The 18,408-nt window shown below is 74.3% G+C and carries 1 protein-coding gene (running past one end of the window); it reads right to left on the reverse strand.

Going from position 1 to position 18,408, the window contains the following annotated elements:
• Window positions 1-18,361, reverse strand: partial view of a WXG100-like domain-containing protein gene (locus ACZ3KJ_RS18370; RefSeq protein WP_467528124.1) — the 5' portion only. The gene continues 22,016 nt to the left of window position 1, outside the view; only the first 18,361 of its 40,377 coding nucleotides appear in the window; it begins with the start codon at window positions 18,359-18,361; its stop codon lies beyond the left edge, outside the window.
• Window positions 18,362-18,408: the final 47 nt, after the last annotated feature.

Below are 18,408 nucleotides of genomic sequence, written 5' to 3' on the forward strand. Positions count from 1 at the left end.
CGATCCGCCCGAACCGCTCGTCCTGCCGGTCGGTGACCCTGGCCTCGGCCACCAGTGCGTGGAAGTCCGCATCGGCCTGAAGGACGTACGGGAAGTCCAGGTCGCCCCGCATCGCGGCGTCGATCGTGTCGGTGATCGCCGCCGTCAGCGGATCCTCCCCCACGGCCGGAGCGGTCAGGAACCGCGGGTCCAGCAGCCTCCGGTCCGGGGCGTGGCCCGCGAGGAAGAGCGCGGTGGTGTGCGTCGGCAGCAGCCGGTCCAGCGGCGAACCCGGGTGGTGCCGCGTCCACTCGCGCAGCGCCGCGTACCGGGCCTGCCAACTCCCGGCGCCGACCTGCCGGGACGCGTCGTGGGGCACAGCCGGCAGGTCGGAGGCCCCTGCCATGAGGGCGAGTGCCGAATTCACCCCGTCGGGCACCGTGATGTCCCCGGTGATCCGGGACGTCAGCTCCGGGGAGTACATCTGGTGGTGCGGCGGCAGCCAGGCCCGGCCGTGTTCGGCGGTCAGCTCCCGCGTATCGCCGCCGAACGGCTGCAGGACGGAGTTCGCCCAGTCGTAGACGTCCGGCGCGTCACCGAGCACGGTGTCCCTCAGACGGTCGACGTCCACCCCTCGGCCGTCCGCGGCCAGACCGCTGTGCAGGTAGTCGGCGAGGATCTCCATGAGGGTGCCGTCGCCGGTGGACAGCCGCGAGGCGACCACCGCCTTGAGGAGCGGCAGGTGCCCGTCGGGGAATTCGATGGCGTCATATGCCTGGAACAGCGGCTTCATGCCCGGGTGGCCGCCCGCGCGCACGGGCAGTCCGCGCCGGGCGACGAACGCCGCCCGCTCGCCGTCGTCCGCCACGACCCGGAACCGTTGCGCCGGGTGGACCCGCTGGACCGCCCCGGTGATCGCGGTCATGAGGGCGGCTACCGAGGGCCGGCCACCCGGAATCCCGATCCGGTACTCACCGGAGGCCGCCAGGGCGTCGGCGAGCCTCTCCGTGAACCTCTGGACCTCGCGCTGCGATGCCAGCGCGTCCGCGACGGCACGCTCGTGGCGGGCCGCCGTCGACTCCCACGCCGGCTTCCGGAACAGGTCGCTCCACAGCCCCGACCGGCTGGCGAACGGCAGCCGCCCCGCCCGGTGCCCCGCCCGGGCGGCCTTCTCCGGCTGCCGGCCGAACGTCTTCCAACGGGCCTTCTGCCCCGCCCACCTGTCCTTCGGCCTCTCGACGAGGAATATCCCCGTCTCCCAGTTCGATTCCTTCGTCGGGCCCGCTCCGCCGGCCACGTTGGAAGCGGCGGTCGTGACCTCGTGGACATGTCCGTCGGCGATCTGCTGGGCCGTGGACACGACGCCCTCGGCACCGCGCGCCGCGTAGCAGGAGAACACCAGCTGGGTGGAGCCGCGTCCGAGCCCCAGCCGTTCGATCAGCCGGGCTCCCCGCCTGGCGATCGGTGCTCCGGTGAGCCGCCGCACTCCTCGAGGGGTCAGAGCCGCGAGCGATCCCACAGCGCCGTGCGAGGCCCAGAGGGTGACGGCGGGCTTGCCGTCCGGCCGCAGACCGGGGGTGTACGGAACCGGGAGGGTCCTGAGCAGCCGCCCTCCCGGTGTGTCCTTGTAGACCAAGGAGTCACCCAGGTACAGCAGGTCCCGCATCTCCTCCCGCCGTATCGACCAGTCGTACCTGCTGAAGCTGACCTCCCCGAACTCGGTTCCGCGGCGGTCCCGGACTTCCCGCGTGATGATCGGTTCCTTCCACTTCCGGTCCGCGGCGGGCCGATCGGCCTCCTCGACCGTGACGAGCCGGTACTCGAGGCCGGTCGCCAGGTCCCGGACGATCTCCTCGTCCGTGGTGGTGAACGTCGGGCGTCCGGGGTGGACGGCCCGGCCGTCGGGGGTGTGGGTGAACGGGCCGTACTCCCGGGCTTCGAGCGGGCGGGCGATCCTGTACAGCACCGGATGCCCGCCGCCGCGCCGGGCGTCCGCCGCCAGGTCCCTGGTGGCCGCCGTCAGGCTGGACGTGGTCTGGAACAGCCGGGGCTTGGTGAAGGTCCGTCCCGGGGCCGCGTACGCGTGCGCCCCGTGCAGCGGGCCGGGCCCGGTCTCCGGCCAGTACAGCGGCCCCTCGGCCTCGGGCAGCAGTTCCACGGTGCCGGCGGCCATCTCCGCGAGCTGGGCCAGCTCCGCCATGAGGTCGCCGGTCGCCAGGGACCGCGCCACCTGCCGCACCGTGCTGGGCGTTCGTTCCTCGGGACGGTCGATCAGCCTGCGTACCGCGGGCTCACGCTGGAGGACGCGCGGCAGGGAGGACAGGGGTGCGCCTGCGGTCAGCCGCATCAGCCGGGACAGGATCCGTTCCTGGAGCAGCTGCCGGCCCGGCGCCGACTGCGCGGTGATCCGCTCGTCCAGGAACTCGGGTGCGTCACCCAGGAGATACAGCGCCGCCGCGCCGCCGGGCGCGATACCACGGTACTGACGGCGGTGCTTGCGCAGCCATGCGCGGAAGGCGTCCCTGCGTGCGTCCGACGCGACCGCGGCGGAGTGCACCCCGTCCGTGACGGCCTCGCGGAGGTCGTCCGGGGTGGGGCCGCCGATGGTCTCCGGAGCCAGCAGACCGGCGGCCAGCTCCGCGAAAACGACGTCCTGCGGCAGTCGGCCCAGGGTTCTCCTGAGCGCCGCGTCCCCTGCGAGCGGACCTTTCGCGATCCTGGACAGGGGGTCGAAGAGGAGCGGCACCAGACCGTACAGCTGGGCGGCGTCGACCTCCACGGACGGCGCGGTCCGCACGTCCGGCTCCATCCACCGCGAGCCGTCGGTGTCGACCATCCCTGCCCGCTGGGCGGCTCCGAGGAGCTGCACCAGCGACGGCGCGCCGTTCTGCGACAGGATCCAGCCGAACACGGCGTCCCGGAAGTCCAGCGGATCCGCCCGGGGGATGTTCAGCCTGCCGTGGACACGCATCAGCGCTTCCGCCACCCGGACCCACTCGGCCTTCTCGGCCGCCCATTGCTCGGTCACCGGATGACCCAGCTCGGCCAGACGGGACTCCAGGGCGGGGTCCCGGTCGGCCGGCTCCACCCACTGGGGGTCATCGGCCGCGAAGACCGGGGCGGCCAGGGTGAGGGCCTCCATCACCTCGGCCTGCGACGGCTGGTTGCTGCCCTCCTCCTGGTTCTCGCTCAGCAGGCGGTCCATCGCCGTGACGTAGTCGAACGCCTGCGGGTCCTGCGGGTCGAAGAAGTAGCGGAGGGGGTTGGTGCGCCTGGCGGCCACTGCGTCGACGAGCGCCTTCAGAACGGACCGCGGCGTCGCCACGTCGGTCGACATCGCACGGCCGAGCGCGCGTTCGTAACCCAGCGCCGCGTGCAGCCACCGCGTCCGGTCCTTGGTGTACACGCCGGGCAGCGTCGGCTTGATGCCGGAGGCGCCCGACGGCGGGGCGGCCGACAGGCCGGTGCCGGCCGCCGCCGTCCCCGTCGTGCCGGCGGCGGTGGTCGCGGACGGTCCGGTCTCCTCGACCCGCCAGTGCAGCACCGGGCCCCGCCCGTCGTCCGTCGTCCCGCTGGAGCGGACGGTGTAACCGGCGCTGCGCGCGAACGCCGCGGGCCGCGCGGTCGACTCCGGCCCGAGGAACGACAGGTCGCGCGCCGACGGGTTGACCACCTCCACCAGGAGACGGGGCTGCGACACGGAGTCCGGCGCGGCGAGCCCGGCCAGTGCGGTGGACGCGTCCATGCTGCCGCGGGCGTACTTCGGGATCGTCAGCCGGTCCGGGACCGACGGATAGGCCAGGAACACCGGTCCCTGCACCCGGGGCAGCCGCGCCAGGCCGTCGTCCAGCATCATCAGGTGGTCGGGGAGTTGCTCGTACAGCGGCTCGGCAAGCCTCTCCGCCGACTTGAGCAGTTCGTTCGCGAGCCCGCCGGAGCGCGGGTCCTCCGGACCGGTGCGGGCGAGGTCGTCGGCGAGTGCCTGGAAATCCGGCTCGGCCCTGAGCAGCCGCGGGAAGTCCGGGACGGCGCTTTGCAGGGCCTCGGTCACGACGTCGCGGATCTCGGCCTTCAGCAGGGCCACACCCTCCGCGTCGCTCGGCGCGCCGCGGAACGCCGGGTTGAGCAGCCGCATGTCCCCCGGGCCGGCCGCGAGCAGGTAGAGCGGGGTGAAGTGCGGGGGCGCCAGCACGTCCAGCGGGGAGCTGCCGTGGCGGTCGCTCCAGTCGCGCATCGCCGCGTAGCGTTCCGGGTCGGCGGAGCCGGGACCGGTGCCGGACCGCGCGGCCCGCGCCGCGTCGACGATGTCCTCCGGAACCTCGACGCCTCCGGTGGCCTCGGCGGTGAAACCGGGGAAGTACACCTGCCACTGGGGAAGTTCCAGCGCCTCGCGCAGGCCGTCCGGGGCCGCGGCGAGCCGCCCCTCCCCCAGCGCCGTGCGCGCCCAGTCGTACAGGCGTGCCCCGCCGGCCGCCAGAACGGTGTCGAACCCTGTGCCGTCGGGTGAGAACCCGGCGTCGTGGAGGTCCTTGAGCATCTCGGCGAGGCTGTACCGGCGGGTGGCCAGCCCCCAGCCGATCACCGCTTCCGCGAACTCCGGGACGCTGCCTCCGGGAACGTTCAGCGACCGGTAGGCCCTGAGCAGTCCGCTGACGCTCCGCAACGGCCCGGGGCGGCCGAACAGGCCGAGCTCGTCGCGGTGGCGCCGGAGCTCGTCACGGTCGGCGGCGAAGGTGAAGGTTCCGGGGTCGTCGTGCGCCGCGACCGCGGTGTCGAACGCCGTCATGAGGTGGACCAGCGACGGTGTGGGACCGTCCGGGCCGGCGCCCGTCACCTCCGCGGCGCCCGGCAGCGCCGCCCGGGCCTGCTGGACGACCGCGACGAGTCGCGGGTCGTGCGCCAGCAGTGCGCCGAGCCCCTCCTCGAAGCGGCGGGCGGCGTCGGCCCACGCCTGCGTCGGGTAGTGGGCGGGCATGGCCTGGACGGTCCAGTCCGGGGCGGTCTCCTCGGCGGTCTCCCCGGCAGTCTCCTCGGCGGTCTCCTCGGCGTTCAAGGGTGGTGCGTGCGCGGGCGCGGGCGGTTCCTGGAGCTGTCCGCCGCCGACGGGCGCCAGGTCGGTGGACGGCGCTCCGGTGAACGCGCCGGTACCGGGCCGGGCGGTCGCCTGCCCGGACGCGCTGCTTGTCTGCCGGGTCGTGCGGTCCTCGGCCACGCCCGGCGCATCACCCGTCAGACCGTCTCCCGCCGTGCCGTCAGGGCCGACGATGCCCTTCAGCGGGATCCTGACCGCCTTGGCATCGGGTGCCGGGGCCGGCACGTCCGGCGCCAGGTACATCGCCGAGCCGTCCGCCACGAGCCGGTACCGCGCGGTTCCGGGGGCGGGGAAATCGGGGTGCTGCCGCAGCGTGTCCGGATCGGCGACACGGCCGAGCCAGCCGCTGGGCCCGTGGAGCAGCCCGTCGAGCCCGTCCGCCGACTCGTGCACGAAGAGGTTGCCGAACCTGACCCACCCCTGCGACGACAGGACCTCGCCGGGGGCCAGTTCGAGCTCACCCGCCGCACCGACCCGGTACGTCAACGGCCGTGACCCGTGCTCAGTCGTGCGCTCGTAGACGTACGGCCACTCCGGGGCCCGCCCGGCCGCGCCCTTGCCACCGGGACCGGGCACCTCGCCCGCAGGCACCTCGTCCATGGGCACCTCGTCCACGGGCACCTCGTCCAGGTCCCCGACGGTACCCGGCCCCTCGACCGTGACCTCACGGCCGATCGGCCACCGCTCCGCGTACGGCTGCCTGCCGGAGTCGGGTGAGCCGCCGGGCAGTCCGCCGCCCCCCTGCTGTGCGGCTCCGCCGGCGGGAGCGGCATACGTGACCGGAGGGATCAGCAGGTCGGGGGACACGGTGCCCCATCGCGCCTGCCACAGCACGTTCTCCAGCACGCTCGCGCTCACCACGGGTTGCCAGTTCTGCTGCCGGGCGTAGCCGGTCACGATCCGCTCCAGCGACTCCCAGGTCAGCGGCCCGGTGTCGGAGCTGCCCGGGGCGTTCATCCGCAGCCGCTCCAGCGCCCCGAAGCCCCGGATCAGGTCCTGGAAAGCAGTGCTCCGTGCCGGGTCGGTGTCGATGCGCACACCGTGGGTCTCCCGCAGTGCCCGTACCCACCGCAGCGCCCGCGTCGTGCGGTCCCCCAGCCCGGCGGACAACCCGCCCAGGTCGGCCAGCCGGGACAGCATCCCGGAGCCCGGCTCAGGAGGGAACTCGAGCCACCGGTGCACCGGACGGTCCGGATCGTCCATCTTGAACAACCGCGCCGGCAACTGCCCACTCGGGGCATCCGACCCCACCACGCCGTCCGAGGTCCGTACTGTCCGCCCCGTCTTGTTCGCCACTGTCTGTGCCCCGGGCGGGGACACCAACCGGTCCCGCCCCGGCTTCAGCAACCCCAGTTCACACCACAGCATGACCAGCGGCGCATCGGGATCCATCAGCTGCAGACTCTTTCGGCGGCGATGTATCCGCCCGAGTTCGGCGAAGGGCACGCTATGGTGCGCACCCGTACTGCGCCTTGTCACCACCGCGTGGACGGCACTCCCGTGGCCCACCGAGATGTACGAACCGGCGAGAGGCCACGGCAACGGCTGCAGCCCGCCCTGCCGGCTGGGTGCCACTCCCGGCAGACCCTCGTAGTAATCGAAGTAGTGCTGCACCAGGGAGAGCGTCCGCGTTTCAGCCTCACGCGCCGCGACGGCCTTCTCATCCATGAAGCTCCGGCCGGTCAACCGCTGCCCGTCCGCCGTCACCACCGGATACGACCACACGTCCTGGTCCGAGAACTTCGCCCCGTCCGACGCCGTTATCTCCGCATGCGGATCATCCGGCACCAGCCGGGGAGGCGTGGGAACCCAGGTACCCACCGGGACCTGTCCCGGGCGGGAATTCGCGAGGGCCGGAGACACCCAGGCACTGTCGGCAGCAGCCCGCTGGAACCGGAGATCGCCGTAGGTGTACCACACCAGCACGCCGGCCCGATCCGCCAGCCTGCGCACCAACTCCTCACTGGCATCCTTGAGCAGCAGCACGATCGGAACGCCCGCGGGCCGTTCGCGATCGTGCGCCACCACCTCGATGAACTCCTCCTCGCTCAGATTCGTCCGGTACCCCACGCCGTTGTCCAGGTAGATCTGCCCCGGGGACGTGAACTCCGCCACCACTGCCTGAACCGGACCCGTCCACGGCGGCGCAACCGGCTGGATGACACCCGCGCCGTCCTGCTTGCCCACCCTGTCCAACAGCAACTTCAGCGGCCGCCCCGTCAGGTTCTGCCCCTGGAAACTGCCGTTGGCCCACAGCTTCGTCGCCTCACTCAGTGCCTGACCCTTGCGCTCCAGCCCGTACACCGCGATCGACGCGAGGCTGTACGCCCGCCCGTGCCGATAAGCACTGCTCGCGACACCCAGTGCCTCGCTGACGTGACGCAATTCCATCTGAACCGAAGGATCCAGGTGCAGCACCTGCCTGGTGACACCCCGCACGTCGATCGGCCCCGCACCCAAGTACGGGTCGCTCCTGCGCGCGGCGTCCAGCAGCCCGAGCGCGTTCACCATCTGCGGGAACGTCGGCTGCGCGGCGGCCTGAGACCCGAAAACCGTGAGGAGCGCGGCGGCCAGCCCGTTGTTCGGCGGCGCACCGCCCAGCAGACCCGCGGCCGCCGGCGCCGGCGCGGTGACCTCGGGGACGCCGGTGGCCACAGTGTCCTGGCGAGGCTCGGAGATCCCGGGCCGGTCGGCCTCGGCCGCCCCCGAGACCAGCTCCGCACTCGGGTACGGGATGTACGCCGCGACGGTGTCCTCTCCGGCGTCCGCGAGACTGTCATCGGGCACGAGGTACAGACCCGACTCACCCGACAGCAACGTGTACGGCCGCAGCCTCGCCGGACCCATCGCGTCCAGGCGGCGCCTCAGCGCGTCCCTGTCGGCGGCCGGCCCCACCCAGCCGGTGTCACCGCGCAGGAACGCACCCGTCGGCCGGTGGACGAAATCGGGCCCGTGCCCGTTCCAGTCCTTGGGCCCGCGCCCGGTCCGCTCTTCATGCCCGTACCCGACCCACCCCTCGGCCGAGAGCACCTCACCGGACGGCAGCTCGATCCACCCCGCCCGGCCCACGGTGTACCCGTCGGAACCGACCCCCACACGGACGTCCCCGCCGGCCCGCCGCACCTCGCCCAACGGCACCGTGCCCGGACCCCGCCCCACCCGACGCGGCTCCTCCACCCGCACCGGACCGCCGAGGGGCAACCCCGCGGCGAACGGCTCGACATCAATGTCGATGCCCGGCAACTCGGCCAGGTCAACACCCGGGAACTCGGCCAGCCCACCCCTCACCATCATCCGCGCGATGAACTCACCACGCGCCTTGGCGGGCTCCCGCCGCTGCCACACCCCGGGAAGCAGGTCGTGCCACCGCTCCACCGTGGCATCGTCCACGGGCAGGTGCACCTCCCACCTCTCCAACTGCCCCACGACCGCCGCACGGACGTCTTCGAACTCGTCCGACGACAGACCACCACCCGACGGACCAGCTCGGTGGGCGGCCACCGGCGGGACGGACCGCCCGGACGACACGGAGTGGGGCGCCGCCTGATCGGAGGCGGCCCGATGCGCGACAGCGTCCTGGCCCGGACCCTCGCCCGGGACGGTCTCCTCCACGGTCGTATCGGCGCCCGAGGGCGCGTGCGCGGCCGGTCCCTGGAGCTGTCCGCCGCCGACGGGCGCCAGGTCGGTGGACGGCGCTCCGCTCGGTTCGCCGTCGGCCGTGACCTGCGGCGCCGCCTCGGGGGTGTCGGGCCGGGTCCGGATCGCTGCCGCGGAACCGGCGGTGTCGTTGCCGGGGTTCCGGGTCTTCTGAACGGGCTCGGAGAGCGGTCCTGGGGCGTGTTCGTCCGCTTGGCCGGGAGTCGGAGGGGTGGCCTGCTCCTCCGCGGGCGCCGGCGCGCTCTCCTCCGTGCCAGGGGCCGGCGCCGTCCGCGCCCCGGCTCCGACGCCGTTTCCGGAGAGGTTCCCGGTACCGGTGAGGTCTCCGGTGCCCGCACCCGTGCTGTTGAAGGCGTCCCCGTTCGCGGCCTCGTGGGCGCTCCAGAGGGCCGACGGCGGCTTCGGTGCCCACCGGCGGTGGAGGGCGTCGACGACGTCCTGCCGGAAGTCGTTCCCGATGCGTTCGTACCGGCCCTCGTCGATACGGCGGCCGGCGCCGAGGTGGTCGAACGATCCGCCGGCGGCGGACAGCATCCGGGTGGCCTCGGCCTCGAACGCCAGCTGCTCCGGCAGCCGGCGGGTCTCGTCGGCCAGGCGGGCGTCCCACTCCCACATGCGGCCCGTCAGCGCGGCGGGGCTGGCGGCGGGGCTGGTGGCGGGCGTGCCGAAGACGGTGTCGAACGTGTTCAGGATCCGCCGGTCCCACTCGGACCTGGCCCGGGCCGTGTCGGCCTCGGACAGCTCCTGGCCGGGGTGGTCGCTCCGCCATGCGGCCAGCTGCCCGTCGAACACCGCGCCGGCCGACCGCACCGCGCTCCGGCGGGCGTGGTGCCGCAGGATCCACGTGTGGATCCGGTCCTGCCCCGTCACCCGGCTGCGGGCGTCCTCCCAGTCGTCCAGCCGGGTCCGCAGCGGGCCGTCCCCGGCCACGACGGTCCGCTCGAACTGGTCCGTGGTCTGGGCGGTGATGCCCTGCTGGAGCCCGCGCAGCAGGGACGGGGGCACGTCGTGCGGGATGTCGAAGCGGCGCCGGAACGCCTCGCCGGCCGGCGGAGCGGCCTCCCACGACCGCACGGCCGCCTCGACGTCGCCCAGGGCGTTGCGGATCGCGGTCTCCCGCGCGGCCTGCACCGCCAGCTTCGCCGGCAGGTCCGCCAGCACCCGGTCGTACCGCGCACGCCACTGCGGCAGCAGCTCCCGGGGCGCGGCGGGAAGGCGCTCGGGGGAGTCCGTCGACCCGAACACCTCGGTGAACGCGGCGTCCAGGTCGTGGCGGGCGGAGTCCAGGACCAGTCCCAGTCCGGGTCCCGACACCTCCGTGTCCCCGGCGTCGAAGGCCGTGAGCAGGGCACGGCCGTCGTCGTCGAGGGCGTCCCGGTAGGAACCGCCTGCCAGCCTGCCGAAATCGGACGCCAGGCGGGACTGCTCCCAGAGGTATCCCGCCCTCAGGTCGAAGGCGTCCTCCAGGGGGCCGGTGAGGGAGTCCAGCTCGTTCTGCGCCTCCCGCACCCGCTGTTCCAGGGTTTCGGCGGTGTCGGAGCCGGCCGGGAACGTCCTGGCGACCGCATGGTCCACCTGTTGCTCGAAGCGAGCCGCCGCATGGTCGTGCACCGCTGCGGCGATCTCCGGGGTCACCTGGAACGGCGCCGTCGCCTGCGGGGTGGCCCACCGGTCCAGCCAGGCCCGGAACCGGTCCTCGAACGCCGCCCGGCCCCGGGCCGTCGCCACCTGGCGAACCGCTTCCTGGGCGAAGGCGTCCCCGGTCGCGGCGGCGGCACTGCCGGCCGGGCCCCGGTGGTTCTCCCACGCCTGCTCCCGGACCTGGTGCAGCTGCTGCTCGTCGAGCCCGTGGGCGGTGGCCGCCGCCCACGTGTCGAAGGCATCGTCGAACTCCGCCCGCGCGGCGGCCTGCTGCTCCTCCCGCCGGGTCGCTTCCTCGGCCTGCTCCAGCCACTGCCCGTACTCGGTGTGCAGTTGTTCCTGGTCCGCCTGCCACGCCGGACGGCGCCAGTCGTTCTCCGCGGCGTACGACGGGGCGTCGACGAACCGGCCGACCGCTTCCTGCGCGTGCGCCGCCTCGCGCGCCTGGACGTACGCGTTGCGCGCCGCGTCGATCCGGTCCGCGGTCCACCGTGCCATCTCGGGCGACGTCAGCCGGACCTGCTGCGGCGGCCGGCCGGCCAGGAGGCCGCGGAAGTCCTCGGACAGGCCGTGCCGGGCCCGGGCGGCCCGCGTCAGGGCGGCGGCACGCTCGTCGTACTCCCGCCGCGCGTCCTCGAGCGCCGACGGCCCCTGCTCGGTCAGCCGCTGCCGCAACGGCTGGGCGATCGCCGCCTTCTCGCCCTCGTACCAGGACGCCAACTGCGGGTCCCAGCGGGCGTCCGGCTGCCACGAGGTCGTCTCCAGGTGGTCCCGGAACGCGCGCAGCGCACCGACCGTCCGCGCCGCCCGCGCCTGAAGCCCCTCGGCCGCCTGCCGCAGTTGCTCCTCCAGCCGGCCCTGTTCGGCCGTCCGGTCCTCGGCCGAGGCGAGCGCCGCCCAGTCGGCGGTGTAGCGGTCCCGCAGCTCCTCCAGCCGGTTCCGGTACCACTGGTGGGTCTGGGTGTCCCAGGTCGCACGGCCCGTGGTCAGGTCCTGCGGGCCCGACGGACCCCTGGTCCGCAGCGCCCGCTGGAACGAGGATTCGGCGGCTGTCCAGTCGGTGCGGGCCCGGGCGAGCTCCTGCCGGAACCGCTCCACCATCTCGGGGGGCGCCTGGAGCGTGGCCTGAAGGTCACCGGCCGAGGCGGTGGTGGCCGGGTCCGCCGCGGCCGTCACGGCCTGGTGGAAGTCGTCCCTCAGCTGGGTGACCCGGGCGGAGGCGCTGAACCCGTCGGGCCGCGGAACGGGCGGCAGGGACGACCCGACCTGCTCGTCGAAGAGCCTGTGGGTGGTCTGGTGCGCGGCAAGGTCCGCGTCCGCCTGGCGCAGCCGCTCCTGCACCTGCTCCCGCAGCCGCTCCTGCGGCTGCCCGTCCGGCGGGACCTGCCGGCCGTCGGCCGACGGCGCGGTCCGGGCGTCCGCGTACCACTCGCGGAGGGCGCCGACCTGCTGCGCGGCGTCAGGGTTCCGCAGGCGCGGGAATGCCTCCAGGTGCGTGTGGAACTCGTGGTAGGCCTGGTCGCGGGTTTCCAGCCCGTCCCGCAGCGCGTCCAGCTCCGCTGCCGCCCGCTCGTCGGCCGCCGCCCGGACCGGCGAGACGTGCGGGGCGGTCTGCTGCGGTGCGGTCTGCTGCGGCGCGGACGGGGCGGACCGCTGCGGCTGCTCCTGCGCCGTCTCGTGGGATGCGGCCTGCGCGGGGCGCTGCGCGGGCAGTTGCGCCGTCTCCTGCTGCCCGCCGGGGGCGTTGACGGTCTCCTCCGGCACGTGCCCGCCGGAGGCGGGGACGGTCTCCTCCGGCACGTGCCCGCCGGAGGCGGGGACGGTCTCGTTCGCGGTGTGCTCGTCCGCCGACGGGAAGCGGAACGGGTCTCGGCTGACGTCCAGTTGCGGGTAGCGCAGGGTCCAGGTCGGACGGCTCCGCCAGTCCTGGTACGCCGCCTCGTGGGCCTGTGCGTCGTCGCCCAGGGTCTGCCACCGGTCGCGGGTCTGCTCGACCAGTTCCGCCCGGACCTGGGCGGCCTCCTCCTGTGTACGTCCCTGCCCGGCCTCGTTCCAAGCGTCGGTGAAGTCGCTCCGCAGTTCGTCCACACCACGCTCGTAGGACTGCCTGGCCTGCGGCGAGTCGAACCCGCGCGGATCGAGCCCGACCGTCTGCCGGAGATCCTCCAGCGCGGACTGCCTTGCCTCCCAGGCGCCGAAGGTGTCCCGCATCTGCGCACGCCACGCCGCGGCCTCCGCGGCCGCCTGCTGCCGTATCCGCTGCTCGTACGGTGACTGCTGTTCGAACTCCTCCCACCGCTCGCGCAGTTCGCTGCCGAACGCGTCGCCGCCGGCTTTCTCCGACTCCAGCCAGGTGTCCAGGTCGCGGCGCGCGGGGCCGAAGTACTCGTGGTACTGCTTTCCGGTTTCGCTCCGGTACTCGTCGGCCAGCTTGCCGAACGTCTCGTCCTCCATGGCGAAACGCCTGGCGGCCCGGTCGGTGAGGTTGGTGAGCTCGTTCGCGCCGGACGTCATGTCGTGCAGCCGTCCGGCGGCGTCCCGCAGCGCCTGCTCGGCACCCTGCTCGAACGCCACCCGGTCCGTCGCCGACTCCAGCGCCGGCTCGTACACCAGCCGCCTGAACCGGTCCTGGCGCACCGCCAGCTCGTGTGCCGGCCAGGCGCCCTCGTCGGGCCAGCCGACCAACTCGCGGTAGCCGTCGGTGAGTTCCTCTCGCACCCCGTCGCGCGCCCGGTTCGCCGCCGCGTCGTCCCCGGGCAGGTCCCGCAGCAGGGCATCGGTCCGCCGCAGCCACCCCTGCAGACCCGCCTGGTGTTCGAACCGCGCCCGCAGCTGGCCCTGCATCGCGGCGTCGGCCTCGCGCAGCCTTTCGGTGTACGCCCCCCACTCCTCGCCCGAGATGTCCTCCGGCGCGCGGCCCTCGAGTTCACCGCGGGCCCGGCCCCGCACGCCGTCCCGGTACTGGTCCAGCACCTCCGTGCCGTCGACCCGGTCGAATTCGTCCGGGTGTGCCGTCCGCTGCCGCCAGTGCGGTCTGAACGCGTCGACGACCCGCTCGGCCTGCGTCCGGAGGCTCGCCTCCGCGGCCTCGGCCCGCAACCGCCCGTGCCAGCGGTCGAGCACCTCGTCCGCCAGCCGCTCGAACCGCGGGCGATCGGCACGCCACTGGTCCTCCGTCAGGCGGCGTACCTCCGGCCCGTCGGGCCCCGGCAGCCGCTGCGTGGACTCCTCGAAGTCCTGGGCGAACTCCTCGCGCAGTTCCTCCAGCCGCTCCCGGCTCGTGCCGGTGAGCCGTCCCACGAAGTCGAAGCCGTTCGCGGCGTACGCCTCCACGTCCAGCCGCGCGCGCAACCCGCCGGTGAGCTCGTCGATCCCCTGCGAGGACCGCTGGTGGATCCCGTCCCAGTCGGACGGCTCGATCCGGCCGTCGTCGGTCCGCCGGACCCCCTCCGCCGCCTTGTAGACCTCGTTCGCGGCCGCCTCGGCGAGATTCGACCGCGCCCTGGCCTCGTCGGCCGGCGACAGCCCCGCCGGACGATCGGGTGCCGTGTCGAAGGCGTGCTCCGCCGACATCCGGGCGCTGTCCGCCGCCGCCGCGAGTTCGAACTCGTCGTGCAGGCCGCCCACCAGGGCGTCGAACCGCCGCTCGAACTCCCGCTGGTCGATGTCCCCGCGCTGCAACTCCTCCAGGTCCGTCTGCCACCGCTCGTTGAACCGGGTCTCCACCCGCTCCCGCCACGTCGGCCCGCCCCGGCCGGCCCGCGCCTGCTCCCGCACCAGCCCGTCGGCGAGCGTGTCCACCGACAGGTCGTGCTCGATGCCGTCCAGCCGGGACGACAGGTGCTCCCTGACCTGGTCCACGCCGGGGAGCGCCGCGGTGCCCCCTTCGAGGTCCCCGTCGGCGCCGCGCGGCCGGTTCTCGTACACCGCCGTCCGGTAGGCGTCCGTCACCGTGCCCACCAGCTCGTCCGGCACGCCCAGCCCCCGCGCCCACCCCTCCGGGCCCGCGGACTGCGCCTGGCGGATCATCCCCCGCGCCACTTCGTCCAGCGACAGGTTGTGGTCGAGGCCCGTGAGGCGGTCCGAGAGCTGCTCGATCAGGTGCTGCTCGCCGGGGATCCCGTCGTTGCCGGACACCGGCCGCCCGTCGGCGTCGCCCGTCCGGTCCGGTCCGGTCCCCCGCACCGCGGCCCGATAGCCGTCGGCCACCGGCCCGACGAGTTCCTCGGGTACGAGCTGCCGTGCCCAGGCCTGCGGATCCGGCCTCCCTGTGCCCGGGACGCCGTGGATGTTCTCGCCCCGTACGTAACCCGCCTGGGCGGCGTCGAGGGCGTCATCGGCCTTCTGCTGCTGCCAGAACTTCTGGTCCTCCCGCGACAGCCGGCCCTCGAGGGCGCGTGTGGTCTCCTCGTGCGCCGCGTTGAACCCGTCGACGCGCACCTGATCGTCCGGGGAGAACACATACGCCCGGTCCCGCGGCCCGGGCGGCGGCATCTCGCCGCCCGCCGCATCGTGGGGGGCCTGGTCGGGGACGGCCTGATCGTGGGCGGCCTGGTCGTGGGAGGTTTCTTGGCGTGGGGCTTCGTCGCGGGGGGCCTGCGAGCCGCCTGCCCGGCCGTCCTCGGGGCGGGTGTGTTCGGCGTTCGCCGTGGATTCGATGTCGCGCGGCTGTCCGGCCACGGGCTCCGGGGACTCCGGGGAACGCGCCGGCGGCCGGGCGGACGGAGCGGGTGCTGCTGACGCCCCCTCCGCGGCCGTGGCCGTGGCTCCCTCGGTCGCCTCGGGTCGCGATTGCTGCGACGTGGGCTGCGGTTCGACCGCAGGGCGTGGCTGCGCCGCCGGCTGCGGCCGGACCGCGGGCCGTTGCTGCGCCGTCGGCGATTCGGCGGCGGTCCGCGACGGCACGCCGGCGACGGCGGTCTGCTCCGTTCCTCCGCTCGGCGTGGCGCTCCGGCCCCCGGGGCGAACCGGGCCTCCGGCCGCCTGCGGAGCGGGCGCCTGCGGAGCGGGGCCGCTCTCGGTGGCCGGCCGTGGTGTCGCCGTCGACTCACGTCCCGAAGCCTGGACGACCGGCGCGACCGTCTGCCTCTGCCCGGTACCGGGGGACGCCTGCTCACGCGGGGACTGCGACCCGTGCGGCGGCTGCGCGGCGGGCGGCTCGCCGCCCCGCACGCCACCGGCCTCGACCCCGCCCCGGCCCGCCGGGGCGGTCCCGGCGTACGGGGCGGCCGGCGGCTGCTGCGCGGGCGAATCCTCGGTGCCGGTCCGGTCGGCACCGGCAGGGAGTTCCGTTCCCTCACCGGAGACGCGTCCGGGCGCCGGTTCCGCAGGCGCCTGTCCATGCCCGGACTGCGACCCCTGCACAGCCTGTCCAGGCCCGGGCACGGACTCCTGCCCCACAGACGCGGACACGTCCTGACGACCCTGCGCCCCCTCGGCCCGCCCAACCGGCTGACCACCCTCACCGGAGACGTGCCCGGGCGCCGATTCCGCAGGCGCCTGTCCATGCCCGGACTCCGCCCCCTGCACAACCTGTCCAGACTCGGGCACGGACTCCTCACCCGCAGACGCGGACACGTCCTGACGACCCTGCGACCCCTCGGCCCGCCCAACCGGCTGACCACCCTCGTCACCACGCGCCACGACAGACTCCGGCCGCGACCCCACCGGAGCCACTCCCTGCCCGGACCCCGATCCCGCCGGAGCCTCCTGCCCAGCATCGGGCCGTGACCCCACCGGAGCCTGCTGCCCACCATCGGACCGCAACCCCGCCGAAGCCCCCTGCCCGGCGTCGGCCCCCGGCCCCACCGGCGCCTCTTGCCCAGCATCGGGCCGCGACTCCACCGGAGCCTGCTGCCCACCATCGGACCGCAACTCCACCGGAGCCTGCTGCCCACCATCGGACCGCAACTCCACCGGAGCCTGCTGCCCAGCCTCGGGCTGCGACCGCTCCGGCACCACCTCGTGGCCCGGACCGGCGGACGCCTGCTCATGCGTCGGCGTCGGCGCGGCCGGCGCCGACGGCTGCTCCGGTCCGCTCCGGACCGCGTCCGGCTGCCCGGCCACGGCGAAGTCCCCGGAGACCCCGGCGTCGCGCGCCGCGGCCCCGGTGGCCATTGGGCCGACGGGAGCCTCGGTCACGGGGAGCTCCTGGCCGTGGCCGAGCGGCTCCGTGGTGACGGCCCGGGGCGCCTCGGGGGCGTCCACCGGACGTGCCAGGTCCTCCGCGCCCGCATCCCTCTCCGCGGGAGGGGCCTGGGACGGGTCCACCTCCGCCGCCCAGTCGTCGACCGAACGACCGCGCGGGGGAACGCCGAGGTCATGTTCGCGCAACGCGGCCTCGGTGAGGCGGTCACCGCCGGTGTCCCTCGACAGCCCGGAACGGTCCGACGACACCTGCCCCGTGCCACCCGGGGCGCCGCGGCCCGGCGTTCCGCCCTGCGCGGACGGAGCCGCGACGCCGAAGGGCTCGGTTCCCCCCTGCGTCTCGAAGCCCGGCAGCTCCCGCGTGGTCTCGGGCCGCGCCTCGAAACCCGGCAGTTCTTGCGGCCGGGCCAGGGAGCCGGCCGGGCCGGCGTCCCCGCGTGAGGCGGCGGCACCACCCCGGGCGCCGGGAAGCTCCTGCCCGTCCCGGCCCGCGCCCGCCCCGAACCGCTGTTCCCAGGCGCCCGGGGGGATCAGCGTCCCGTCGTCCGACCCGATGCCCGAGACCGAGCGGTCGTCGTTGAACGACTGGGTGTCCAGATCGGACACGTCGTCGCGCCCGGGACGTTCCCGACCACCGGCACCCTCCTCACCCGGGTGGGAGGAGGTGAGCGGGGTACCGCTGCCCTCCGCGAGCCCGCTGAGGTCCGTGTTCCCGCCACGGCCCTGTTCGCCGGGTCCGCCCGTCGACTCGACAGGTGTCTCCAGTGCGCCGTGGCCGGACTGGACGCCGTCCCCGGACAGCGACAGACCGTCGTAGCCGGAACCGGCACGGGGGTCCTGAGGTCCGCGGGCGAACGCCGACGGCTCGACACTCCCCTCCCGGGGCACGGCTCCGTAGCCGTCGGTGCCCTCCCCGGTGCCGGGGCGGGTGCCCTCCCCGGTGCCGAGCCCCTCCACCCCTTCACCGTTCAGGCTCGGCGTGTCGTCGCCCAGCCGCGGTACCTCGATCTCACCGTCGCCCCGCGCCCCGGTACCGCCCTTCCCGCCGCGCGCCGCGGGGATGTGCCCGATCGCACCGCCCACGGCCCCGGCCAGCGCTCCGAGCCCCGGGTCGCCCTCGATCCCGAACGCCAGGTCCGTGAGTTCCATGCCCACCGCGCCGGCCGCCGCGCCGACGCCCATCTTGCCCACCAGGGTCGCCAGGATCTCCGGCGCCACCGCACCGGCGCCCGTGAACATCAGCCCGGCCACGGCGCCGTTGATGGCGCCCGCGCCCAACGCCATCTTGGTGGCGTCCCAGTCCCACGTGGACCGGTGCGCCTCACCGGCCTGGCCCATCTGGATCAGCTGGGCGATCGCGTCCATCACCGCGGCCATGGCCACGTTGATCGCCACCGCCGTCAGCAGCCGCGTCAGGATCATCCGGATCGCCGCGGTGCCCGCCGCCACGATCGCCGGCACCGCCTCCGGCGCCCACCACGCGAGGAACGCGATCTGCGCCGCCATCCAGACCAGCATCTCCAAGATCATGATCTTGGAGTACTGGACCTGAAGCCCCGTGTTCTTCGCCATGTCCGCGAGCTGCTCACCCGCTTTGGCGAGCCCCGGCAGATCATTCATCAGGTTCTGCAGGTACGCCTCGAACGCGTCCGCCGTCGGCCCCGAAAGTCCCGACCGCACCTGCTCGACCGCCGACTGGAGCTCCGGCTGCAGCTCCTGCACCGCCTTCGCGAAGTCCCGGTGTGCCGACGCCAGCTGGAACAGCTTGTCCTCGTCGGCCTTCGGCCACTGACCACCGGAAAGGGCGGCAACCCACTGCAGCCCGGAGGGCAACATGATGCTCATGAGTCAGCAACCACCACAGACAGGACTTGACAGGGGAAGAACGACGA

Source organism: Streptomyces sp. NPDC003248 (assembly GCF_055563235.1).